General features: G+C 30.9%; 20 protein-coding genes and 3 pseudogenes. 20 read left to right on the forward strand and 3 right to left on the reverse strand.

The annotated features are described in order from the left end of the window. Positions 1–8: 8 nt before the first annotated feature. The 19 genes and pseudogenes from Q6H37_RS08055 to Q6H37_RS29535 form a co-directional block, all read left to right on the forward strand. Positions 9–1,409 carry a sigma-54 interaction domain-containing protein gene (locus Q6H37_RS08055; RefSeq protein WP_318740748.1) on the forward strand — a complete coding sequence of 467 codons (1,401 nt, stop codon included), beginning with the start codon at positions 9–11 and terminating at the stop codon, positions 1,407–1,409. A gap of 411 nt (positions 1,410–1,820) precedes the next feature. Beyond that, positions 1,821–2,108, forward strand: coding sequence for a 2-amino-4-oxopentanoate thiolase subunit OrtA (gene ortA, locus Q6H37_RS08060; protein WP_318740750.1), 288 nt, complete (start codon positions 1,821–1,823; stop codon positions 2,106–2,108). Between the two features lie 65 nt (positions 2,109–2,173). Beyond that, positions 2,174–3,586, forward strand: a complete 1,413-nt coding sequence (gene ortB, locus Q6H37_RS08065) for a 2-amino-4-oxopentanoate thiolase subunit OrtB (protein WP_318740752.1) — start codon at positions 2,174–2,176, stop codon at positions 3,584–3,586. Between the two features lie 14 nt (positions 3,587–3,600). After that, entirely contained in the window at positions 3,601–3,966 is a 366-nt protein-coding gene (locus Q6H37_RS08070) for an ornithine aminomutase subunit alpha (RefSeq protein WP_318740754.1), read from the forward strand. Then, complete coding sequence (oraE, locus tag Q6H37_RS08075; RefSeq protein ID WP_318740756.1) at positions 3,966–6,170, forward strand: D-ornithine 4,5-aminomutase subunit OraE; 2,205 nt, start codon at positions 3,966–3,968, stop codon at positions 6,168–6,170. The genes Q6H37_RS08070 and oraE overlap by 1 nt, the downstream gene beginning before the upstream one ends. A gap of 40 nt (positions 6,171–6,210) precedes the next feature. After that, positions 6,211–7,566 (forward strand): GlmL-related ornithine degradation protein, encoded by a 1,356-nt coding sequence (locus tag Q6H37_RS08080; RefSeq protein WP_318740758.1) that lies wholly within the window; start codon positions 6,211–6,213, stop codon positions 7,564–7,566. 170 nt (positions 7,567–7,736) lie between these two features. After that, on the forward strand, positions 7,737–8,828 hold the full coding sequence (gene orr / locus Q6H37_RS08085; RefSeq protein ID WP_318740760.1) for an ornithine racemase Orr: 1,092 nt from the start codon (positions 7,737–7,739) through the stop codon (positions 8,826–8,828). Positions 8,829–8,880: 52 nt separating this feature from the next. Then, entirely contained in the window at positions 8,881–9,936 is a 1,056-nt protein-coding gene (ord, locus tag Q6H37_RS08090) for a 2,4-diaminopentanoate dehydrogenase (protein WP_318740762.1), read from the forward strand. Between the two features lie 448 nt (positions 9,937–10,384). Further along, on the forward strand, positions 10,385–11,791 hold the full coding sequence (locus Q6H37_RS08095) for an amino acid permease (RefSeq protein ID WP_318740764.1): 1,407 nt from the start codon (positions 10,385–10,387) through the stop codon (positions 11,789–11,791). Between the two features lie 523 nt (positions 11,792–12,314). Further along, entirely contained in the window at positions 12,315–12,689 is a 375-nt protein-coding gene (locus Q6H37_RS08100; protein ID WP_318740766.1) for a phage holin family protein, read from the forward strand. 207 nt (positions 12,690–12,896) lie between these two features. Beyond that, positions 12,897–13,262, forward strand: coding sequence for a metalloregulator ArsR/SmtB family transcription factor (locus Q6H37_RS08105; protein ID WP_318740768.1), 366 nt, complete (start codon positions 12,897–12,899; stop codon positions 13,260–13,262). Between the two features lie 18 nt (positions 13,263–13,280). Further along, positions 13,281–15,503 (forward strand): heavy metal translocating P-type ATPase, encoded by a 2,223-nt coding sequence (locus Q6H37_RS08110; RefSeq protein ID WP_412523911.1) that lies wholly within the window; start codon positions 13,281–13,283, stop codon positions 15,501–15,503. Between the two features lie 225 nt (positions 15,504–15,728). Further along, the gene (locus Q6H37_RS08115; RefSeq protein WP_318740770.1) at positions 15,729–16,415 is read left to right on the forward strand and encodes a DUF969 domain-containing protein; all 687 of its coding nucleotides are present in this window, start codon (positions 15,729–15,731) and stop codon (positions 16,413–16,415) included. Then, on the forward strand, positions 16,412–17,341 hold the full coding sequence (locus Q6H37_RS08120; RefSeq protein WP_318740772.1) for a DUF979 domain-containing protein: 930 nt from the start codon (positions 16,412–16,414) through the stop codon (positions 17,339–17,341). The genes Q6H37_RS08115 and Q6H37_RS08120 overlap by 4 nt, the downstream gene beginning before the upstream one ends. A gap of 15 nt (positions 17,342–17,356) precedes the next feature. Next, entirely contained in the window at positions 17,357–17,998 is a 642-nt protein-coding gene (pcp, locus tag Q6H37_RS08125) for a pyroglutamyl-peptidase I (RefSeq protein WP_318740774.1), read from the forward strand. Positions 17,999–18,155: 157 nt separating this feature from the next. Then, on the forward strand, positions 18,156–18,785 hold the full coding sequence (locus Q6H37_RS08130) for a Crp/Fnr family transcriptional regulator (protein WP_412523936.1): 630 nt from the start codon (positions 18,156–18,158) through the stop codon (positions 18,783–18,785). Next, a pseudogene (locus Q6H37_RS08135) lies at positions 18,775–19,091 on the forward strand (acetyl-CoA hydrolase/transferase C-terminal domain-containing protein); the annotation flags it as partial. The gene Q6H37_RS08130 and the pseudogene Q6H37_RS08135, both read left to right, overlap by 11 nt. Before the next feature lie 311 nt (positions 19,092–19,402). Beyond that, a pseudogene (locus Q6H37_RS29530) lies at positions 19,403–19,645 on the forward strand (PD-(D/E)XK nuclease family transposase); the annotation flags it as partial. Between the two features lie 71 nt (positions 19,646–19,716). Continuing rightward, a pseudogene (locus Q6H37_RS29535) lies at positions 19,717–20,061 on the forward strand (transposase); the annotation flags it as partial. 1,081 nt (positions 20,062–21,142) lie between these two features. Here the strand turns inward: Q6H37_RS29535 and Q6H37_RS08145 are convergent. From Q6H37_RS08145 to Q6H37_RS08155, 3 genes are read right to left on the reverse strand one after another with little or no spacing between them, the layout of a single operon-like run. Continuing rightward, positions 21,143–22,147 (reverse strand): amidohydrolase family protein, encoded by a 1,005-nt coding sequence (locus Q6H37_RS08145; protein WP_318740778.1) that lies wholly within the window; start codon positions 22,145–22,147, stop codon positions 21,143–21,145. Between the two features lie 6 nt (positions 22,148–22,153). After that, positions 22,154–22,402: a hypothetical protein gene (locus Q6H37_RS08150; protein ID WP_318740780.1), complete on the reverse strand. Its 249-nt coding sequence runs from the start codon at positions 22,400–22,402 to the stop codon at positions 22,154–22,156. A gap of 59 nt (positions 22,403–22,461) precedes the next feature. Further along, positions 22,462–22,629, reverse strand: a complete 168-nt coding sequence (locus Q6H37_RS08155; RefSeq protein ID WP_318742957.1) for an amidohydrolase family protein — start codon at positions 22,627–22,629, stop codon at positions 22,462–22,464. Between the two features lie 487 nt (positions 22,630–23,116). On the opposite strand from Q6H37_RS08155, the gene Q6H37_RS08160 reads away from it, so the two are divergent. Continuing rightward, positions 23,117–23,596: a hypothetical protein gene (locus Q6H37_RS08160; protein WP_318740782.1), complete on the forward strand. Its 480-nt coding sequence runs from the start codon at positions 23,117–23,119 to the stop codon at positions 23,594–23,596. Positions 23,597–23,629 lie beyond the last annotated feature (33 nt).

Below are 23,629 nucleotides of genomic sequence, written 5' to 3' on the forward strand. Positions count from 1 at the left end.
GGGATAACATGGTAGAAAATTTACTGGACCATAAAAAAATTTTAGAATGTTTATTGGAAAATTTAGATGAAGGAATTCAAATTGTAGATTCTACAGGTAAAACTATATATTATAATCAGGTAATGGGTAAGGTGGAAGGAATAAATCCCAATGAAGTTTTAGGAAAGCGTGTTAATGAATATTTATCAGATGTAAAAGAAGATACATCGACTCTTATGAGGGTATTAAAAAGTGGGAAAAAAATTGTAGATTTAATTCAACAATATAGTAATGAATATAAGAAAAAGGTTACGACCATAAATACTACTGTACCTGTGTCATGTGATGGTAAAAATGTAGCGGCAATTGAAATATCTAAAGATATGACAAGGTTAAAAGAACTTACTGAATATATATATAAGTTACAGGGAAATGATACAAAAGTGAAAAAAAGGTTTACCTTTAAGGATATAATTACTAATAGTGATAAGATGAAGGCGGTAGTGAAAAAAGCCCAAAGGTCCAGTTTGTCAAGTTCATCAGTTTTAATTTATGCAGAGACAGGGGCAGGAAAAGAAGTAATGGCTCAAAGTATTCACTATGGTGGGATAAGAAATAATAACCCTTTTATACCAATTAATTGTGCTGCAATACCAGCAGCTTTACTTGAAGGAATGATGTTTGGAACAACAAAAGGTAGTTTTACAGGATCGGAAAATAAAAAGGGATTATTTGAAGAAGCAAATCATGGAACTATTTTGTTAGATGAAATTAATTCAATGGAACCATATCTTCAATCTAAACTTTTAAGAGTACTTCAAGATGGATACATAAGACCAATTGGAAGCAATAAAACTATAGATATAGATGTAAGAATAATAGCTACATTAAATGAGGAACCTGAGGAACTTGTAAAATCAGGAAAACTTAGAAAAGACTTTTATTATAGATTAAGTGTAATAAAATTAAGAATACCACCGTTAAGAGAGAGAAAAGAGGATATACCTATTTTAGCTAATAAATTTCTTAAAGAGTGCAATGAGATTATGGGGAAGAATATAGAAAGAATACATGAAGATTTAATGAAAAGGTTTTTAAAGTACAGTTGGCCGGGAAACATAAGAGAACTTAGAAATGTAATTGAATCTGCCGTAAATATGGCAGACGACTCTTCTGTTTTAAATTGTAACAATTTTGAATCTAAAATTTTTAATAAATCAATAAGTGGGCTGTATGAAGATTTTAATATAGATAATTGTGAAAAAATTGATTTAGAAAAATATATAGGCAGCATAGAAAAGAACGTAATTGAAAAGATTCTTAAAAAAAATAACTATAACGTAAGTAAAACTTCTAGACAATTAAATATTTCAAGACAAAATTTACAGTATAAATTAAAAAAGCACAATATTAAGCATGAAGGAGAGTAGTAAAGAAAGTACTACTACATGTTTATTGTGTTTTCAATATAAAAGTTTATAAAAACTAGTATGTACATAGAAGCATATCTACATACTAGTTTTTATTTGTTGTGTTAAGAATAAATAAATATTCAAAAAAATTAATTAATTAATATAATAGCAAAATAATTTGTCATATGTAAAAATATTTTGCATATGTCAAGACGGTTACATATATTGGATTTTTCAAAAAAATACCATTAAGTATTATTTATGTGCAAACTTTTTTGCGTAATTTTATACATTTAAGTTATTAATCTACATAAAATAAAAGGTTTAACCTATGGCATATTATTTGCTTTATCTATTATTGAAGAAATTAATGGAAACTAAGGTTCCATTAGTTACATACAAAATTATATTTATGGTAGGTGAAGAAGTATGATAAAAAAAGGTACATGGGTTGAGGTTGAGGAGATCGTATTGACACCTGAGGAAAGAGCTAAAAATATACCAGAAGAAACCAAAAAAACTCCTCTTAAATGCTGGATAAGGGGAAATTGCTTAAATGATTGTGAATTAGGTGATGAAGTAGATGTTGAAACAAATGTAGGAAGAATAGCGCAAGGTAAGGTAGTTGATGTAGAACCGGGATACTATCATTCCTTTGGAAAATATGTTAGCGAACTTGGATATATAGGAAAACAAGCCAGAGATATGATCAAGTAGGCACACTGCCTTTCGAGAAAACGTTAACGGTAAAATAAAAGTTCATAGTAGGAGGTCTATAAAGCATGAATAAATATGAAGAGCTTATGTCAAGAAAAAATGAAATTATGCTTAAATCTGTTGGCATTGATTTTGATAAATATGAAAATGGTGAGCTTTCATTTGATTATGATGGTCTTATGAAGGATGTTGGATATTCTCTAGAAGAAATTAAAAAAATTCAAAAAGAAGTAGGTGTAGGAGACACACCATTATTAGAATTAAGAAATCTTACAAAATTGGCAAGGAAAGTATCTAAAACAGGAAAAGCAGCTAGAATATTTGTAAAAGATGAAAGCTGTAATCCATCTGGAAGCTTTAAAGATAGAAGAGCATCAGTATCTGTATACGATGCAATGAAAAGAGGATATAAAGGAGTAGCTGCAGCTACATCAGGAAATTATGGTGCAGCAGTGGCTTCGCAAGCTAATATGAGAGGCCTTAAATGCATAATTGCTAATGAGTGCTATGATTCAAGAAAAGTTGGCCAACCTGAGATATTGGAAAAGGGAAGAAAGTGTGAGGGCTATGGTTCAGAAGTTGTTAGGCTTACTGTAGGGCCTGAACTATTTTATACTTTTCTAAAGATACTTGAAGATATGGAATATTACAATGCTTCATTGTACTCATCTTATGGAGTAGCTGGTATAGAAACATTAGGCTTTGAAATAGCAGAGCAGTGTAGAGAAAAGTTTGGAAAAGATCCTAAAGCTGTGGTTATAACTCATGCAGGTGGAGGTAATGTTACAGGAACGGCTAGAGGACTTATAAAATCAGGAGCAAAGGATACAAAAATAATAGGAGCATCTGTGGATTTAAGTGGCTTGCATATGGCATCAGATATAGCATTTAATAAAAAATCTTTTACAACAGGTCACACTGGTTTTGGAATACCATTTATGACTAATCCAGATAGATCAGATGTGCCAAGAAGTGCAGCAAGACCACTAAGATACATGGACAGATATGTGACAATAACCCAAGGTGAAGTATTTTGGATGACCGAGCTTCTAGCTCAATTAGAAGGATTAGAAAGAGGACCTGCTGGAAACACTTCATTAGCATCGGCCTTTGTAATTGCTCAGGAATATGAGGATGACGACATAATAGTGATCCAAGAAACTGAATATACAGGAGCAGGCAAAAGTCCCATAGCACAACTTAACTTTGCAAAAGAAAATGGCATTGAGGTTTTAGTAGGAGACCCAAAAGATCAAGTACCGGGTAAAAACATAATATTACCTTCTCATCCTGGATTAGTTACTGTAATTGATGAAAATATGGACAATTTAAGAAAATCTTATTTGAAAAATGCTTTTAAGAAAGTAAAAGAAAATAAAATTGGAAAAACAGATTTAGAATTTTTATGTAGTGAGACTAAATTGAGCAAAGAAAAGGTTGTAGAAGCATTAAAGCAAAATAATATTGAAATAGAATAGAAGAGGTGAAGATTATGAAAAGAGAAGATGATTATGAAAAGAGAAGAAAGCATTTAAAAGGTTTAACAGATGAACAACTTTATGACAGGTTTTGGAGCCTTACTTCTGAAATTGTAAAGCCTTTAGTTGATTTATCTTATCAATATACATCCCCAGCTATTGAACGTTCAGTACTTTTAAGAATGGGGTTTTCCAGTCTAGAAGCGCAGCCAATAGTTGAATATGGAACCAAGTGGAATTTACTAGGTAAAGGTATAGGAAATGTGGTTTTGACCTATGCAAAATTAAAAAATATGGATTACTTGAAAGCAGGAGAAGAATTATCTAAAGGAATAGGATGGAATTTAGTAGTGGATAAAATGAAAGGTGGTGAAAGATAATGATTGAAAAATTAAAAGAAAATGAAAAGCTTAATGTAGAAGAAATATTAAAAGATTTAGATAAATATGAACCAAAGTGGAGAGGCTGGCATTGGAGAGAACCTTATCCGGAAGGAAAAGTTGGAGAATTTACCTATCATGAAATATCTAAACCTTTAAAAAATAGTGAACCTCTTCCTGCAGCAAGAAGTTTTAATGGAATAGACCCTCAACCAAAGGCTGTTATTACTACAGAGATAGCTTCAGGCAGATTTGAAGATGATTTAAGAAGAATGAGAATGGCAGCTTGGCACGGAGCTGATCACTTAATGGTTATAAGGACAGCAGGACAAAGCCATTATGATGGATTAATAGAAGGAACTCCAGAAGGAATAGGCGGTGTTCCTATTACAAGAAAAGAAGTTAGAGCTACAAGGAAAGCTATAGATTTAATAGAAGAAGAAGTGGGAAGAAAAATCAATTTTCATTCCTATGTGTCTGGTGTAGCGGGACCTGATATTGCAGTTATGTTTGCAGAAGAAGGTGTAAATGGAGCACATCAAGATCCACAATATAATGTACTTTATAGAAATATAAATATGTATAGATCCTTTGTAGATGCTGCAGTAGCTAAAAAAATAATGGTATGGGCAGATATGCTTCAAATAGATGGTGCACATAATGCCAATGCTACAGCTATGAAAGGTTATAATGTAATGCCTGAACTTATGGTTCAGCATGCTATAAATTCAAAGTTTTCAGAAATGATTGGGATGAAACCAGAGAATATATCACTTTCTACAGTACCACCAACATCAGCACCAGCTCCTTGCATGAGATATGATTTACCTTATGCAGTGGCTTTAAGACAATTATTTGATAGATATAAAATGAGAGCTCAAATGAACACTAAATATATAGAATCTTGTGAAAGAGAAGCTACAGTAGGACATACTTTGAATTTATTAATTTCAGAACTAACTTCAGTAGATATTCAAAGTACCATAACTCCAGATGAAGGAAGAAATGTTCCATGGCATTATAATAATATACATGCTGTAAATACAACAAAGCAATCATTTATAGCTATGGATGGACTAATGGACATGATAGAACTTAAGAAAACTGGATATTTACCTGAAAAAGTAAGGGAACTTAAAGAAAGAGCAGTTTTGTTTTTAGAAGAAGTGATAGAAGTTGGCGGATATTTTAAAGCAGTTGATAGTGGTTTCTTTATAGATTCAGGGCAGTATCCAGAGAGAAATGGAGACGGCATTGCAAGAAAAATGGAAGGTGGAGATGCTGTAGGAACTATAGTAAAAAGAGAAGAAGACTACTTTGCACCAGTTTGTGCGCATTTTGGATATAACAATGTACCAAAGCAGTATAAAAAACCTTGTGATGCTATAAATAAGTGTACCTTATGTGATCATTCGAAAATTAAATATATAGATGAATTAGATGACAATGACAACGTATTCAAGAGAATGGAAAAAGTTAAAGAAGACGGTACTATAGTACCAGAAGTTCAATGGTCTAAGGATGGATATTTAAAAGTTACCTTATGTATACCTGAAAATGAGCAAATTAGTGAAGCAGCAGCTTTAGAAATTGGAAAGAGAATGAATTTAAAGGATGTAGAAATCATACACAAACAAGTACTTCAAAAATCTGAAGCAACGTTAGTTGAAATTAAAGGAGTATGTGATTTCAAAGCTGTAAAGAGAGATGAACTTACTCTTCCAAGAAGAAGAAAAACTCTTGCTCCAGATATAATGAGAGACTATGTAAAAGAACATCCTGTAAAAGTTGTTGCAGCTACTGTTGGAGAAGATGAACATTCTGTTGGATTAAGAGAAGTTATTGATATTAAACATGGTGGTGTAGAAAGATTTGGTATAGAGGCAATATATCTTGGAACTTCATGTCCTGTGGAAAAACTTGTAGACGCAGCTATAGAATCAAAGGCTCAAGCTATATTGTGTAGCACTATAATCACTCATAATGATGTGCATATAAAAAATATGCAAAAACTTCATGATTTATGTGTAGAAAAAGGTGTAAGAGATAAATTAATTCTTGTATCTGGTGGTACTCAAGTAACAGATGAAATAGCTAAAGCTCATGGCATGGATGTTGGTTTTGGAAGAGGTTCTAATGGCACAGATGTTGCATCTTTTATAATTAAAAAATTAATGGGACTTGATCCAGATGAGGAAGAATGATTTTTAAGGTAAGCAGCAATTTGAATAGGAGGGACTTCTTATGAAAGTAGATTATTTAGTTGCTGAAATAGGTAGTACTACTACGCTTGTAACCGCTTTTAATGTAAAGAATGACGACTTAGGAAAGATATTTGTAGATGCTCCTTTTCAGGGGAAAAGCTGTACTACAGTGTTGGAAGGCGATGTAACTATTGGACTAGAAAATGCAGTGAAAGATATAGAAAACAAAATAAAAGAACCTCTCACATGGGAAAAAATGATGGCTACTAGCAGTGCTGCAGGAGGACTTAAAATAACAGTTCATGGTCTTATGGAACAGATGACAGTTAGAGCAGCTAAAGAAGCAGCATTAGGTGCTGGTGGCATAATAAAAATGGTTACTTCAGGAAAAATGAGAAAAATAGATTTAAAAAGGATACACAAAATTAATCCCAATATGATAATGATTGCAGGTGGTACAGACTATGGGGAGAGGGAAACAGCTATTTACAATGCAGAACTTATAAGTGCGGAAAAGTTTAACAAGCCTATAGTTTATTGTGGAAATATTGAAAATAGAGAAGAAATAAAAGAAATATTTAAGGGCCAGGAACTTTATATTATTGACAATGTTTATCCTAGAGTAGATGAATTAAATGTAGAACCTGCAAGAAAAATAATACAAGAGGCTTTCGAAAAAAATATTGTAAAAGCTTCAGGTATGAACAAAATAAAGAGTATGGTAAATGGAAGTATAATGCCAACTCCTGGTGCAGTTATGGAGAGCGCAAAAATACTTTATGATATCATAGGGGATTTAGTTGTTTTAGATGTAGGGGGAGCTACTACAGACGTTCATTCTGTAACTGATGGAAGTGCAGTAGTTTTAGATATGTTAATAAGTCCTGAACCTAAAGCCAAAAGAACAGTGGAAGGTGATTTGGGGGTTTTTGTAAATAGCAAAAATGTAATAGATTTACTGGATATTAGAGATCTTGGTGAGCTTAACAAAGATTATATATCACAGCATATAAAAGCTATACCTGAGAAAGAAGAAGATATAAAGGCAAGTTTAATGCTTACAAAAAAAGCAGTGGAAGTAGCTGTAAATAGACATGTAGGAACCATAAAAAGAAAATATGGTGGAGAAAGTGGTTTTGTAGCTTATGGCAAAGATTTATCGCAGGTTAAATATATTATAGGAACTGGAGGGGCACTTACAAGGCTTCCAGATGGAGAAAAAAATCTTTTAGGTATAAGGTTTTTAGAAGATGATGTGACTATGATGCCTAGAAAAGGTGCTAAAGCATTAATAGATAAAGAATATATTATGGCTTCAGCGGGGGTTCTAAGTAAAGATAATAGAGAGGCTGCAGAAGCTCTTTTGAAGCAAAGCTTGAATATCAATGAATCTTAACTTAGTGGGATTTTATTTCTCACACTAAGTATTAGATGAATTATCCAGGGACGTAGCCGCTCTTTACTCAAGCTTTAAGAAGCAGGAGTATTAGAGCGGATAGTCATCGGATCAATGAAGCTATGGAAGTTGAAAATTTTTAAATATTAATTAAAAAGGAGAATTTGGTTATGAAAAGGGAATACCCATGTGTAGAAATAGATTTGTGCAAAATAACACATAATGCAAAGACAATTCTATCAATGTGCAGTAAAAAAGGTATTGAGGTGGTTGGGGTAACTAAAGTGTTTTGTGCTGAATTATCTATAGTACAGGCAATGCTAAAAGGTGGAATTAAACACTTTGGAGATTCTAGAATACAAAATTTAATAAACATGAAAGATATTCATTGTAAAAAAACTCTTTTAAGAATTTCAATGGAAAGTGAAGCGGAAGAAGTAGTTAAATACAGTGATATAAGTCTTAATTCTGAATTGCAAACTATTAAAGTTTTATCAGAAGCAGCTGAAAGCATTAATAAAGTTCATAACATTATACTTATGGTTGATGTAGGAGATTTAAGAGAAGGTGTACTTGTTAAAGATGTTAATGAAACCGTTAGGGAAATATTAAAACTTAGTAATATAAATTTAATAGGGCTAGGAACTAATGTTACCTGTTATGGAGGAGTGCTTCCTGATGAAAATAATTTAGGCAAATTAGTAGAGTTAAAAAAAGATATAAAAAAGATTTTTAATATAGATCTTCCAATAATTTCAGGAGGAAATTCTAGTAGTCTTTATATGGTGATGAATAACACTATACCAAAAGAAATTAACCAACTAAGAGTAGGAGAAGGAATTGCATTAGGTAAGGAAACAGCCTTTGGAAAACCTATAGCTAATTGCTATGATGATGCCTTTATACTTAAAGGAGAAATAGTAGAAGTTAAAGAAAAGCCTACGGTTCCTACAGGAGAAATAGGAAGGGATGCCTTTGGTGAAAAACCTCATTTTAAAGATATGGGAATACGTAAAAGAGCTATTGTAGCTGTAGGAAGGCAGGATATAAAGGTAGATGGACTTATACCTTTAGATAAAAATATAAGCATTTTTGGTGCAAGCAGTGATCATTTAATTTTAGATATTACAGATAGTTCAAGAGATCTTGAAGTTGGAGACATAGTAAAATTTAAGATGGATTATGGATGCGTTCTTGCCGCTATGACTTCGCAATACGTGAAAAAATATTATGCAAAGGAATTAGCAATGTCTAGCATATAAAAATAGAATTGCTCAAGATAAAATAAAAAACTTTATTTAGGAGGAATTTTTTATGAAAAGAAAAGTAAAAGTGGTAACTTGGGGTTTAGGTTCCATGGGAAGTGGAATAGCCAAAATGATATTGGGGAAAAAAGGATTTACTATAGTTGGTGCTATTGATATGGACCCTAATAAAGTAGGTAAAAAGCTTTGTAATATTTTAGATTTAGAAGAAAATGAAGATAATTGTTGTATAGTTACGGATAAGCCTGAACAGGTTATTAAAAAGGGCTTTGCAGATGTATGTATGATAGCTACAGCTTCATTTACAAAAGTAGTATTTCCGTTAATAAAAATGGCAGCAGAGGCTGGTATGGATGTTGTAACTACAGCTGAAGAAATGTCATATCCAAAGGCTTTAGATCCAGAGTTATCTGAGAAAATGGACAAAATAGCAAAAGCAAATAATGTCTCTATATTAGGAACTGGTGTAAATCCTGGTTTTATTATGGATCTAATTGTTATTGCACTAACTGGTGTTTGTGACAAAGTCGATAATATAAATGTATCTAGAATAAATGATTTAGCTTGTTTTGGTAAAGCTGTTATGGTGGAACAGGGCATAGGACTTAAAAAAGAAGAGTTTATAGAAGGAGTAAAAAATGACACTGTAGCTGGACATGTTGGTTTTTTACAGTCCTTTGGAATGTTTGAAGAAGCTTTTAATGTTAAGTTCAATGATATAAGACAAGAAAAGGAACCAATTCTTACAACTGTTCCGCGTTCTACAGAAATAGTATCAGTTAAATCTGGTGATGTAGCAGGTTGCAGACAGCTAGGATATGCTTCTTTAGGAGATAAGACATTTATAAAAATGGAGCACCCTCAACAAATAAGACCAGAGATTGAGAATGTTGACACAGGGGACTATATAACAATAAATGGAGATCCTAAAATAGATCTTCAAATAAAACCAGAAATTCCTGGAGGTATTGCTACTATTGCTATATGTGTTAACATGATTCCACTTGTAATGAATTCTACACCTGGATTAAAAACTATGCTAGATTTGCCAGTACCAAGAGCAATTATAGGTGATGTACGAGATCTAGTTAATGATAGAGAATAAGTATAACTTACGATATATGTAAATAATTCTTATTAAGTAAAAAGTTAATTTGGATGAAGTTTATTTTAGTAATGAATAAATTTGTATAAACTTCATCTGAATTTAACTACAATTTATTAGTTAAATAGAAAATCGTTAATTTTTTAGCTTTAGGCTAAATTTTCGGAAAAATCATGAAATAGATACAACTCGAATAAAATATTTCATTATGTGTCTATAGATTATGGTCAATAAAAAAGAGCTGTTAGAGAGTTGGTAAGCTAAGTGCTGTAAGTAATCATCTTGATTTAAACCTTTCTTACTCCCTAAAATTTTATCAAAGTAAGTTTTATAAAATTATACACTTAAAACTAAAGTGATATAAATATGCAAAATAACTTGTATATGTAATCATTGATAATGAAAAGTTTAATAAAATAAAAATAAAAAAACTGAGGGGGATTATCTAATGAATTTATTTAGGAAGAGGAGTGTAGAAGACTTTAAAGAGATAGCAGAGGGGAGTGGTTTAAAAAGAAAATTAACAGCTTTCGATATAGCAGCTCTTGGCGTTGGATCAGTAATAGGAACAGGTATATTTGTGGCAACAGGTCAAGGATCAAAGCTTGCAGGTCCAGCAATAATAATGTCATATGTAATAGCTGCCATAACAAGTGCATTATGTGCTCTTACTTATGCAGAACTTGCCACTATGTTTCCTGTTTCAGGTAGTACTTACTCTTATACTTATGTAGCTTTTGGTGAAATTGTAGCATGGATTATTGGGTGGAATTTGATTTTAGAATATCTTGTTGTTTCAGCAACTATTGCATCAGGGTGGTCATCAACTTTAGTAGGAATCTTTGAAGCTTATAATATACATTTACCTAAAATGTTTATAAATTCTCCACTGGCTGGCGGCATAGTAGATTTGCCAGCGGTTATAATTATGGCTATTGTAACTTCTTTACTTTATATTGGGGTATCAGAAAGTGCCAAAGTAAATAATGTAATAGTTATAATTAAGGTAAGTGTAATACTTATATTTATAGCCCTTGGAGTAACTCATATAAATCCTGCAAACTACCATCCATTTGCACCTTATGGATTTAAGGGAATAATGTCAGGTGCAGCAATTATATTCTTTGCATATATTGGCTTTGATGCAGTGTCTACTGCTGCAGAGGAGACTGTTAATCCTAAAAGAGATATTCCTCTTGGATTAACTATTTGTATGATTGTAATTATTATATTGTATATAGCTGTTTCCTTTACACTTACAGGAATGGTTCCATATAAAGAAATAGATGTAAATAATGCTCTTCCTGCTGCATTAAGACGAATAGGAATTAACTGGGGTTCAGCATTAGTTGCTGTAGGTGCTATTATAGGAATGATATCTGCTCTTATTGTAACTACATATGGTCAAGTAAGAATATTTATGGCTATGTCAAGAGATGGATTAATACCAAAGTCTTTTGCTAAAATATCAGGAAAATACGGTACACCTGGAAAATGTACTATAATGACAGGAGTTGTAACGGCTATTATAGGAGGCCTTTTACCATTAACTGTACTTATGGATTTGTGTAATATAGGTACTCTATCTGCTTTTGTAATTGTATCAATAGGTGTTATTGTTTTAAGAAAAACTATGCCTGATATTGAAAGAAAGTTTAAGTGTCCAGGAGTACCTTTTACACCTATATTAACAGTAATTTTCTGTATTTACTTAATGGCAAGTTTACCTGTAGTTACCTGGATTAGGTTTGCAATATGGACATTAATTGGTGTTTCAATTTATTTCATATATGGCAGAAGACATAGTACATTAAATAATAGACAAGATACTGATGAACAGGTGGGAAAATTTTAAAAACAATATTATATTGAGCTTTCTAAATTAATATGAGTTTAACAAGTTAAATGAAAAAAATTTAGAATATAAAAAAACATCAAAATGTTTTCTTATTGTAAGTGCGCAAACAAAATAAAACATTTTGATGTTTTTTTATTTGATATTTATTAATAAAAAATTTTACTATATATACAACTTTATGTATTACTTGAGTAATATGGTAATTTATCCAGGCCATATATTCCAAGCTGTTTCAAAAAGTATTAATAGTTATCTTCTTTTGTAACATCAATAAAAAATCATTTTAAAAATTTAATGACTGTAATCCCAGATGCATTTTTTAAAATAGTGTATTTTAAAATTATTAAGGAATACTTACCACTTATATTTTTAAGTAATATGAGAAAACTACATGTATATGCTAATAAAAGTAAAGCTTGATTGATATTAGGTTTCTAATTTTTTATATAAATCTTAGTTGAGCTTGCTTAAGCATGTATTCATGAAGTCAAATTTACTTTTCTAAAGGAGGTAATTATTAATGGCACATGAAAAACGAGAAAGAGAAGAACATTCAGGTGGCGGCGGTCTTCTACACTGGATAGGAAGACTAGTAGCAGTTGCAGTTATTTTAGCAATAACATCATTTTTGACACCAGGCTTTAGCATTATTGGTTTGTGGTCATTTTTATTAGCTGCAGTTGTAATAACTGTACTAGATTATTTAGTAGAATCTTTTATGGGCGTTGATGCGTCACCTTTTGGAAAAGGACTTAAAGGATTTGTTATTGCTGCTATAATAATATATTTAACACAATTTTTAGTTCCTAATATGAGGGTATCTATAATGGGTTCAATATTAGCAGCCATAGTTATTGGAATATTGGATGCTGTAGTTCCTGGTAGGGCTATGTAATTTAGTTTCTTATTAATATATAGTTTTAAATACGATAGTTGTTCAAAGAATAAGCGGCCATATTAAAATCTAAGGATTTATATGGCCGCTTAATTTATAAATAGAATAAAAGTAAATATTGACAAAATGCCATAAAAGAATTAATATGAATATATGAACAGATAAACATATGAACAAATAAACAATTTAACATATTTGGAGGATTATATGGAAAATAAAAACAACGTTGAATTTTGTAATTGTAATGTAATACATGAAGATGTAATAAATGAAGTGAAGAAAAGCATACCTGAAGAGGAAAAGCTGTATGATTTAGCAGAATTTTTTAAGGTTTATGGTGATACCACAAGAATAAAGATAATATGTGCACTATTTAAAGCAGAAATGTGTGTGTGTGATATAGCAGCTTTATTTTCAATGACTCAATCGGCAATATCGCATCAATTAAGAGTACTTAAACAAGCAAGACTAGTAAAGTTTAGAAAAGAGGGAAAGGTTGTATATTATTCTCTTGATGATGAACATGTAAAGCGTATTTTTGATCAAGGATTACTTCACATTAATGAAAGATAAATTGAAGGTGGTGCTAAAATGGCAACTGTAATAAAAAAAGGAAAAATACCAAATAAGACTATTAAAATTTCCCCAAAAAACATGAATGGTAAATTGCGAAAAGAGTTTATATTAGAGGGGTTGGGTTGTGCAAATTGTGCAGCTAAGATGGAAAGAAATATAAGTAGAATAGAAGGTATTACAAATGTTTCTGTAGATTTTATGAGAAAGTCTTTGGCACTAGAAATTGAAGAAATAAGTAGAACTGATGAGCTTATTGCAGCAGCTGAAAAAATTGTCAAAAATATTGAATCACAAGTTATTATGAAAGAGAAGATGTTAAACAAAGGATTATCTAAAGAGAAAGTGCATGATAATGAGGAACATGAGCATAATCACAGTCATGAAGAAGGACTAGACAAAAAGGAGCTAATCCAGTTATCTATTGGTGCAGCAGTATTTGTAATTACATCTGTTTTTGAATTTAGCTTTTGGATGGAAGCTGCATTATATATTATAAGTTATATTTTAATAGGTGGAAAAGTAGTAATACAAGCTTTAAGAAATATAGCAAAAGGACAAGTATTTGATGAGAATTTTTTGATGAGTATTGCAACTATTGGAGCTTTTTCAATTCAACAATTTCCAGAAGCTGTAGCAGTTATGCTATTTTATCAAGTAGGAGAATTGTTTCAAGATGCAGCTGTAAATAATTCTAGAAAGTCTATTTCTTCACTTATGAACATCCGTCCGGATTTTGCTAATTTGAAATTGGGCGATGAAGTAAAGAAGGTTAAGCCTGAAGAAGTAAATATAGGAGACTTAATTGTTGTAACAGCAGGTGAAAAAGTACCATTAGATGGAGTTATAGTAGAAGGAAAATCAATGTTAGATACTTCTGCATTAACAGGTGAATCTGTTCCAAGAGAAGCTATAGTAGGTGATACCATATTAGGTGGATTTATCAATAAAAATGGTCTTTTAACCATTAAAGTTACAAAAGAATTTTCAGAATCTACAGTAGCTAAAATATTGAATTTAGTAGAAAATGCAAGCAGTAAAAAAGCACCAACAGAAAAGTTTATAACTAAGTTTGCTAGATACTACACTCCAGTTGTGGTTATATCAGCTGTTTTATTAGCTTTTATTCCACCTTTGGTAATTAGTGATGCAAGTTTTTCCGAATGGATATACAGAGCCTTAGTATTTTTAGTAGTTTCTTGTCCTTGTGCATTGGTAATATCAATACCACTTGGCTTCTTTGGAGGAATAGGGGGAGCATCTAAAAATGGAATCCTTATAAAAGGTGGCAATTATCTAGAAGCTTTAAATAATGTGGAAATGGTTGTTTTTGATAAAACAGGAACTCTGACAAAAGGAACATTTAAAGTTACTGAAATTAAAGCTTTTAATGATATGTCCAAGGAAGAAATATTGGAGTATGCTGCACTAGCAGAAAGTTATTCTAATCATCCAATAGCTACTTCAATTTTAAAAGCTTATGGTAAAGAAATAGATAAAAGTGATATGAAGAACTATGAGGAAATATCAGGACATGGCATTAGAGTAGAAATAAGAGGAAAAGAAGTGTTATGTGGAAATGCTAAATTAATGGAAAGAGAAAATATACAGTATGATTCCATAGACACTTTTGGAACAGTAGTATGTATAGCTATTGATAAAAAGTATGCAGGATATATTGTTATATCTGATGAAATAAAAGAAGATTCAAAAATGGCAATACAGGGATTAAAGTCAATAGGAATTAAAAAGACTATCATGCTAACAGGTGATAATAATGTTGTAGGTTCAAAAGTTGGACAAGAATTGGGAGTAGATGAGGTTTATTCTGAACTTCTTCCACAGGACAAGGTTGAAAAACTTGAAAATGTAGAAAAAGAAAAATCATCAAAGGGCAAGCTCGTTTTCGTTGGAGATGGAATTAACGATGCACCAGTGCTTGCAAGAGCAGATATAGGTATAGCAATGGGAGGCTTAGGATCAGATGCAGCCATAGAAGCAGCAGATGTAGTAATCATGACCGATGAACCTTTCAAAATTGTAACTGCTATAAAGATAGCAAAAAGAACAAAGTCTATTGTAATGCAAAATATAGTTTTTGCATTAGGAGTTAAAGCAATAATCCTAGTACTAGGAGCCTTAGGAATTGCAAACATGTGGGAAGCAGTATTTGGAGATGTAGGCGTAGCAGTAATTGCAATTTTAAATTCTATGAGAGCGTTGAAAGTAAAAAATGCATAAAATTATAGACACTAATTAGAAAAGAGTAAAAGAGATTATTTCAAAGGTTAACTTGTGAGACCTTGAAATAACCTCTTTTATTTATATTATCATTAGAAAGTTTATTTTTATTTTTGTAGTCTAGGCTACAGAAAATATTTAGAATTGTTTGTATAATTTAAAACTAATAGATGTAAAAATTCAATTTACACTAAAATCAAAAATTAAATAAGGGGGTTATCAAAAATGTTAAAACTTATAGGTGTTCTTATAGTAATAGTTGGGTTTGCTTTAAAACTGGACACTATAGCAGTAGTTTTAATAGCAGGACTTGCTACAGGACTTGTAGCAGGACTAAATTTTATGGACATATTAGGAATACTTGGAAAGGCTTTTTCTGATACCAGATATATGACATTATTTGTTCTTACTTTTCCAGTAATAGGTATATGTGAAAGGTATGGTTTAAAAGAAAAATCAATTGATCTAATAAAAAATACTAAAGCTATTACAACAGGAAAAATACTTACATTATATATGTTTATAAGAGAAGTGGCATCAGTTCTTTCTATAAAATTAGGAGGACATCCTCAATTTATAAGGCCACTTATAAATCCAATGGCTCAAGGTGCAGCTGTTAGTAAATATGAAAATATAGATGAAGAGGATGAAGAAAAAATAAAGGGAGCTTCAGCAGCCATGGAAAACTACGGAAATTTTTATGGCCAAAACGTTTTTGTTGCTAGTCCAGGGGTACTTCTTATTGCAGGAACAATGGGCAAGTTAGGATACAACGCAAGTCAAATAGATGTAGCAAAAGCTTCTATACCTATTGCGATATTAGCTTTTATAATAGTAGTTATACAAAATCTTTGGTTAGATAGAAGTTTTAGAAAAAAATATGGAAAAAGAATTGAGGGTGATAATAAATGAGTATAAAAATAATATCTAAAATCCTTTTAGAATTTTTTTGTATACTATCAGGCGTAATGATGATTGTTACAGCGTATTATGTCTCAATAGACAAAAAGCATCCTACAAGAATAGGCACAGCAACCTTTTGGGCATTACTTGGAATAGTTTTCATGGGTGGTACATATATGCCAAATGAGTTAACTGGTGGATTAATTCTTATTATGGGGATATTAACTGCTTTAAAACAAGTTAATATAGGCAAACTACTAGAACCTACTGAGGAATTTAAAGAAAATCAATCTAAAAAGATAGGAAGTAAGATATTTGTACCTTCAGTTATACTTGCAGTAGCAGCTTTTGTAGTAGCACAATATACAAAACTTGGAGGAGAGGTAGCTATAGGAATATCTGCTGTAGTAGCAATTATATTTACTATTATTATAACAAAATCTCCTTTAAAGAATGTAATTGTAGATGGAGATAGAATGATGCAGCAAGTAGGACCTTCCAATATACTTCCGCAGCTTTTAGCAGCATTAGGAACTGTGTTTACTACAGCTGGAGTTGGACAAGTTATATCTCAAGGAATTTCTACAGTTATGCCAAAAGGAAATATACTTTTGGGTGTAATAGTGTATTGTATAAGTATGGCTATATTTACTATAATAATGGGTAATGCTTTTGCAGCTTTTGCTGTTATAACAGCAGGAGTGGGAATTCCTTTTGTATTTTCTCAAGGCGCAAATCCAGCGATAGCAGCGGCTTTGGCACTTACTGCAGGATACTGTGGAACATTGATGACACCTATGGCTGCCAATTTTAATGTGGTGCCAGCAGCATTATTAGAAACTAAAAGCAAAAATAGAATTATAATAACTCAACTACCAATGGCTATATTATTGCTTATAATTCATATAATTCTTATGTATAAATTAGCATTTTAAAGGAGGTTTTTAAATATGAAAATTTTAATTACAGGTTTTGAGCCTTTTGGAGGTGAAAAAATAAACCCTGCATTAGAGGCCATAAAGAAGGTAAAAGATAATATAGAGGGAGCAGAAATAGTAAGGGAGGAAATTCCTACTGTATTTGGAAAGTCTATAGAAAAGCTTGAAGAGGCTGTAAAAAAACATCATCCAGATACAGTAATATGTGTAGGACAAGCAGGTGGAAGATTTGATATAACAGTAGAGAGGGTTGCTATTAATATGGATGATGCAAGAATAGATGATAATGATGGCAATAAACCTATAGATGAAAAGATATTCCAAGATGGTGAAAATGCTTATTTTTCAACACTTCCTATAAAAGCAATAGTAAAAGAGATAAGTAATAATGGTATTCCAGCATCTGTATCCAATTCTGCAGGTACTTTTGTATGCAATCATATAATGTATGGATTATTGTATATTATTAACAAAAAATATCCTAGTATAAAAGGTGGTTTTATACATGTTCCTTATATACCTATACAAGTAGTTAATAAAAAAGAGGTACCTTCAATGGCTTTAGATGATATGGTTAAAGCATTAGAATGTGCAGTAATAGCAATACTAAAAAATAAAGAAGATATAAAGTTATCTTGCGGTGAAATTTGTTAAAGATTATATATAAAAATGAATATTATTTTAAAATACATAGCAATTTTGTTGCTATGTATTTTATTTTAGCTTAAAATTAAAATAAATATTTCAAATGAAATGCGAAGGAGTAATACGTATGTATAAAGAACTTTTTGATAAAGAAAAGCAGGATGAAATGAGATTATTTTTTTTAAAAGAATTAGCTCCTTTAGGTAAAAAAAAGCAGTATAAGAAAAGTGAATTTATAGATATTGAAAAAGAAAATTTTATAGCAATAGTAATTAAAGGTAAAGTTAAAAGTATAATTTGTAATTCAAGGGGTATGGAAAAAGTACTTTATTTTCTTCAAGGTGGAGAGATATTTGGAGAGATAAATTATTTTGTAGGAGGAGAAAGGTCGCTAATTGTGTTTATGGAAGCTTCGGAAATAGCATTGGTTAATAAAGAAATTTTAAATAAATTTTTGGAGGAGAATTCCAAAGCTTATAATTTTTTTATTCATAGCATAGTTAGGAAGTATAGAATATCTGTTTTACAAATGCAAGATAGTTTATTTTGTTCTTCTAAAGCTAAAATAATAAATGCTATATATAGGATGCTTATTCAAACTACAAAAATTTCAGAAAATAAATGTTTAATAAACATACCAATGACACAACAAGAATTGGCAAATTTGGTGGGTTGTTCTCGTATAACGGTAACAAGGACCTTAAAATATTTAAAAGATGAAAAAATAATAGAGATGAGAAACAAGAAAATATATGTTTTAGATACAAACAGACTTAAATTTATAGTTGAAGAATAATGTTAAAAAATATAAATGTGGTATAATTTTGCTTAAGATATCTGATGGGGTAGTTGACTTGATAGAATCAGATGCAATTAATAATAACAAAAAACTTTGAATCCAGGAAAAACAGTTGTAACTTTCTTAATGGGCACAAAAAAGTTGTACGATTTTGTAGATGATAATCCTGTAGTAGAGTCTTATTATGCAACTGATGTAAATTATATTATTATAGAGTATGGTATTGCTAGGCTTAAGGGTAAATCTTTAAAGAAAAGGTCTAGAGCACTTATAAATATTACTCATCCAGATTTTAGACATTAACTTATAGAAGAATATGAAAAAAGATTTAGAACTAAATTTTAAAAATATTGCGAAGCAAGAGTATAGTGGAAGTTTGAATTTTAACTTTTATTTATCATATATCATTGCATAAAAGTTAAAATTCAAACTAGTAACTTCAAGTCTACGCATCTAATTGTATTGTTATAGGTAACTTTAGTAAGCTAAATTTATATTTATAATCATAACTTATGACACTTAAAAATTAAGTTGGAGTCTAATGTTTTGCTAATATATTTAGTTTAAAAAGCAGTTGTTCCCTATTTTATAGAAATACCTCGAAAAAGATTTAAGAAATAGATATAGAAAAAGTTCAAATGGTAGAGGAACAGAAAACCATAGATTTATTGCTTGAAAGTAAAGGCGCTAGGATTGATGTTTATGTTAGAGATGAAAATAATACAATCTATAATGTAGAAATGCAGCGAGGAAAGCATAAAAATTTACCTAAAAGACTAAGATATTATCAAGGAAGCATAGATTTAGATTTAATAAGCAAAGGCGAAGATTATAGGAAGCTTACAAAAAGTTATGTGTAAAAGGAAACTTGACTTACATACGTTCGCTGAGTAAGTTCGAGTGACCAAATATAAAATTTGAACTCTCACTTATCTGTACATTTGATTTGTTTAATAAAGGACGTCATGAATATACTTTTGAAAATGTATGCCTAGAAGATAATAGTATAATATTAAAGGATTAAGCACAAAAAATAGTATTAAATACAAAAGGAAGCATGAATGATTTAAGTGAAGAATTATTAGAATTTCTTAAATATGTAGAAAATTCAACGGATGATACAGTAAAGAAGTCTAAAGGAAATCTTGTTAAAAGTATATATAAAAGAGTACAGAAAGTTAAAAATGATATTTCAGTGAAGGTGGAATTCATGACTTTATTGGAAAGAGATAGGGAAAAAATTGAAGAAGGAAGAGAAGAGGGTAGACAAGAAGCAATAAAACAACTTATATTCAAATAATACAGTAAAGGGCTTTCTATAGAATATATTGCAGAAATAAATGAATTTGATGTTGAATATGTACGAGATGTAGTCAAAAATAATACACCTAAAATTAATAATTAAAAAATTTTGCATGATAAAATTTACTGATGGGGTAATTCTCATCAGTATTATTTTTGAGTATAATCTCTTTTTTAGTTTATGTAAAAGGATGAAAGTTTTTTTAAAATAGTGAATGTTATTATGAGGAGCCGTGTGTGGGAAAGCCGCACGTAAAGATTCTGTGAGGAGATTACATTGTGAGGTGTAAGTCTACTCGACTATAGTTAAGTAGTATAAATAGTAAATTTAGTAGTAATAATAAAGGAAGCTATGGACAAATTTATCCGCTGCAGCTCTGCAGGCATTAAGTATTTCTATAGGGCCTTTTCTGGTCTACTTCGACAAACAAGTGTTAATTTAACGCACAAACAAGCTACCATCGTAACTTGGGGTAAATTCTTAAGGTTAGCAGCTTGTATAGCGCCAAATTAATTGTTTAGTTAAATACACAAGCGTTTAGGGTATTCATTTTATGTCTTTATACACGCAAAAAATTTTATTCAAATAGTTGCTCTAATTCATGCTAGCCACAGGAAGTGAACATGCTTATAACCACCTTACAAGGCAAGTCCACCTCTGTTAGTGCTGCGATTTCTAGGATACATTAAGTGTAATTAATAGGTTTAAATATATATAGGTATAATTTTGAATTAAAGTAAAGTTAATTTCATTTTGTAAGTATAGGTAATAATACGGATTAATATGGTATAACCCAATTAGAAATATTATAACGTGATGTATTTTAATTATAGTAATTATGTCTATAACACGAAGTTAAGATGGTTTACAATATAAAGAACACATAGGAGTTCAACGAGGTTCGCCTCCACCATGAAACCCATGAAAATCTAAAATTTGGATTTTCGTGGGTATTCTATTTTATAGAGATAAATTTATTAAAACTATTCAATAAGCTAAAGTTAGAATGTGTATTAATGGAATTAAATCTGCAAATATTGAATTAATTAGATTATTTAGTTAATAAATTCTGTTTTTTACCACGAAGCCATACTTCTCTTATAGATAATGTATCAGATATATTTATAGTTGGATCACCATCAACCAATAGTAAATCTGCGCGTACTCCAGCTTTTATATTGCCTCTATCACTAAGTTTAAAAATACGAGCAGGAACTGAAGTTGCAGCTCTAAGCGCCTCTATAGGTTTAAAACCTGCTTCAACTAAAAGTTGTAACTCGTGATGAACGCTGGCACCATGAGCAAGACCTCCAAGGCCAGGTATTGGCACAGCAACGTCTGTACCAACTAAAATATCTACGCCTGCATTATAAAGATCTATTACATTTTTGAAGCTATCTTTTAGTTTGCCTTTTTTATAGACGTTATAACAAGAATTTATTGTATTTAACCATTTTGGACTTAGTTTTGAATTGACACGTGAATCATTTGCAAATTCAGCACCAGGTATACCAATAAAAGAAGAATTCAATACTAAACATGGTGTTACAAAAACTTTACGATCAGCAATTGATTTTACTAATTCAGGAGTCCAATCTGGACGGTCAATAAACACGTGAGCTAATCCATCTATTCCAATATCAACAGCAAGTTGAGATTCCTTAGCTGTCATGGCATGTGCAAGTGTAATCTTATTTAACTTATGAGCTTCTTCTACGGCTGCTTTCATAATATCAGCACTTAAAACAGGAACATTTAGATTTTCATGTAAAGAACCATCATCAATCATGATTTTAATAAAGTCTGCACCTTCAGCTACTTGTTGATTTACATGTTTAATAGCCTTTTCTATTGATGTTACATATGGTTCTTCTTCGCCGCGTGCTTTTTGTCCTTCTTCAAATTCTGATATCCAATGTGCTGTGAAATTAGGTGGAAATAATTCAAATGGATGACCATTTGGAGGAGTCACAGCCATACCAGGCGAGATTACATCAGCAATATCATCAATACCATTTAATACTTCTCTGACTTTTTTTGTATATTTTCCCATCATTTTCCATTAGGCAGTAACGCAAAATTTTACAGCATCACGAAGACTTTCTTCTGAAGTATGAACATGTGAATCAATAAGACCTGGTAGTAAAGTGCATCCTGTTGCATCAATAATAGTTGCATCTGATGGAATTTCACCATTAACGGAAATAATTTTATCCTCATCGATAATAACTGTTTTAGAGTCAATTACTTTTTCTCCATCAAAAATTCTAACATTAATTATAGCTGTAATTTTATTTTCATTGTTCATCATATTTTTCTTCCTTTCAATTAGTTATTTTATTTAAGTAACAATTTATTGTAATATTTAGTTTAAAGTTTTAACAATTTTTCTACGTTTTTATATGCTATTTTTTCTTTATCAACTTGGCTTATTTGGGCATTTTCAATAAAATCTTTAACTCCCTTATTATCATAATAAGGATAATCAACTGAATACATAATTCTATCTGGTCCAATAATTTCAATGGTATTTTTAATTGAGCCATATTAAACATACCACTAGGAGTTACATATAAATTATTTAACACATAGTCCTTAATGCTTCTTTTTAAATGTGTAACTTTTGTAGGTAACATGCCGTCAAGTCTTTCCAAGAAGAAAGGAATCATTTCGCCCCAGCGGCCTATAATAATTTGTAGATTTGGATATTTATCAAAGATATTAGATAAAATTAAACGTAGTACTTGAATACCAGTATCAACATGCCATCCCCATGCGGAAGAAGCTAAAAGAGATGTAACAATTGGATCGAAATTTCCGTAGTAGATATCTCTTACAGTTTTGTTTATTAAATTAGGATGTATATGAATAGGTACATCTAATTAAGCGGCCATTTTAAAAATAGGATCAAAGTCAGGTCCATCAATAAAGTGGTTTGGAATACATCTATTTATTATAGCACCTTTAAAACCAAGCATTTTGACACATCTTTCTAGTTCTCTTGTTGCAGCCTTTGGGGCATACAATGCTTGTTATAGATAACAGTTTTAAAATTATAGCATCGTCTTATGATGCTAAGGATATTGTCGGAGTCCATGAAGATATAAACGTAGGGCAGTATTTAGATGAAAATATTATTGATTTTATTCGCAATAGTAATATTATGTCAAAGATACGCAATAGTGGAAGAAGCCATTATGTTAGAAAAGAAAATCCATACAATGGTACTTTGGTGAATTTAATATATATTGAAGATGTTGAAGTTGGGCAACTTGTTGTGCTTGAGGGTGGGAGGCAATTTCAAGAAGTTGATTTTAAACTGATGGAGTCATTTAGCATATTGTTATCTGTTGAACTTCAAAAAACAAATTTTTTTAATATTGATAAAGACCTAATATCAAATTATATATTAACTGATTTGATAGAAAAGAATTATATGAGTGAAGAGATAATTCATAAAAGATTTCGTTATTCAATCTTTAAAAGCATTTATTCCTACAAATAATTGCATTGTATATAAATCGTCATTGGTAGTATT

The sequence above is a fragment of the Clostridium sp. JS66 genome (assembly GCF_033561535.1).
GTDB classification, from domain to species: domain Bacteria; phylum Bacillota; class Clostridia; order Clostridiales; family Clostridiaceae; genus Clostridium_AM; species Clostridium_AM carboxidivorans.

Excerpts from the sequence above, each read along its gene's own strand:
- Q6H37_RS08055 (WP_318740748.1), top strand. The coding sequence starts at position 9 with ATGGTAGAAAATTTACTGGACCATAAAAAAATTTTAGAATGTTTATTG.
- ortA (WP_318740750.1), top strand. The coding sequence starts at position 1,821 with ATGATAAAAAAAGGTACATGGGTTGAGGTTGAGGAGATCGTATTGACA.
- ortB (WP_318740752.1), top strand. The coding sequence starts at position 2,174 with ATGAATAAATATGAAGAGCTTATGTCAAGAAAAAATGAAATTATGCTT.
- Q6H37_RS08070 (WP_318740754.1), top strand. The coding sequence starts at position 3,601 with ATGAAAAGAGAAGATGATTATGAAAAGAGAAGAAAGCATTTAAAAGGT.
- oraE (WP_318740756.1), top strand. The coding sequence starts at position 3,966 with ATGATTGAAAAATTAAAAGAAAATGAAAAGCTTAATGTAGAAGAAATA.
- Q6H37_RS08080 (WP_318740758.1), top strand. The coding sequence starts at position 6,211 with ATGAAAGTAGATTATTTAGTTGCTGAAATAGGTAGTACTACTACGCTT.
- orr (WP_318740760.1), top strand. The coding sequence starts at position 7,737 with ATGAAAAGGGAATACCCATGTGTAGAAATAGATTTGTGCAAAATAACA.
- ord (WP_318740762.1), top strand. The coding sequence starts at position 8,881 with ATGAAAAGAAAAGTAAAAGTGGTAACTTGGGGTTTAGGTTCCATGGGA.
- Q6H37_RS08095 (WP_318740764.1), top strand. The coding sequence starts at position 10,385 with ATGAATTTATTTAGGAAGAGGAGTGTAGAAGACTTTAAAGAGATAGCA.
- Q6H37_RS08100 (WP_318740766.1), top strand. The coding sequence starts at position 12,315 with ATGGCACATGAAAAACGAGAAAGAGAAGAACATTCAGGTGGCGGCGGT.
- Q6H37_RS08105 (WP_318740768.1), top strand. The coding sequence starts at position 12,897 with ATGGAAAATAAAAACAACGTTGAATTTTGTAATTGTAATGTAATACAT.
- Q6H37_RS08110 (WP_412523911.1), top strand. The coding sequence starts at position 13,281 with ATGGCAACTGTAATAAAAAAAGGAAAAATACCAAATAAGACTATTAAA.
- Q6H37_RS08115 (WP_318740770.1), top strand. The coding sequence starts at position 15,729 with ATGTTAAAACTTATAGGTGTTCTTATAGTAATAGTTGGGTTTGCTTTA.
- Q6H37_RS08120 (WP_318740772.1), top strand. The coding sequence starts at position 16,412 with ATGAGTATAAAAATAATATCTAAAATCCTTTTAGAATTTTTTTGTATA.
- pcp (WP_318740774.1), top strand. The coding sequence starts at position 17,357 with ATGAAAATTTTAATTACAGGTTTTGAGCCTTTTGGAGGTGAAAAAATA.
- Q6H37_RS08130 (WP_412523936.1), top strand. The coding sequence starts at position 18,156 with ATGAGATTATTTTTTTTAAAAGAATTAGCTCCTTTAGGTAAAAAAAAG.
- Q6H37_RS08145 (WP_318740778.1), bottom strand. The coding sequence starts at position 22,147 with ATGATGGGAAAATATACAAAAAAAGTCAGAGAAGTATTAAATGGTATT.
- Q6H37_RS08150 (WP_318740780.1), bottom strand. The coding sequence starts at position 22,402 with ATGATGAACAATGAAAATAAAATTACAGCTATAATTAATGTTAGAATT.
- Q6H37_RS08160 (WP_318740782.1), top strand. The coding sequence starts at position 23,117 with ATGCTTGTTATAGATAACAGTTTTAAAATTATAGCATCGTCTTATGAT.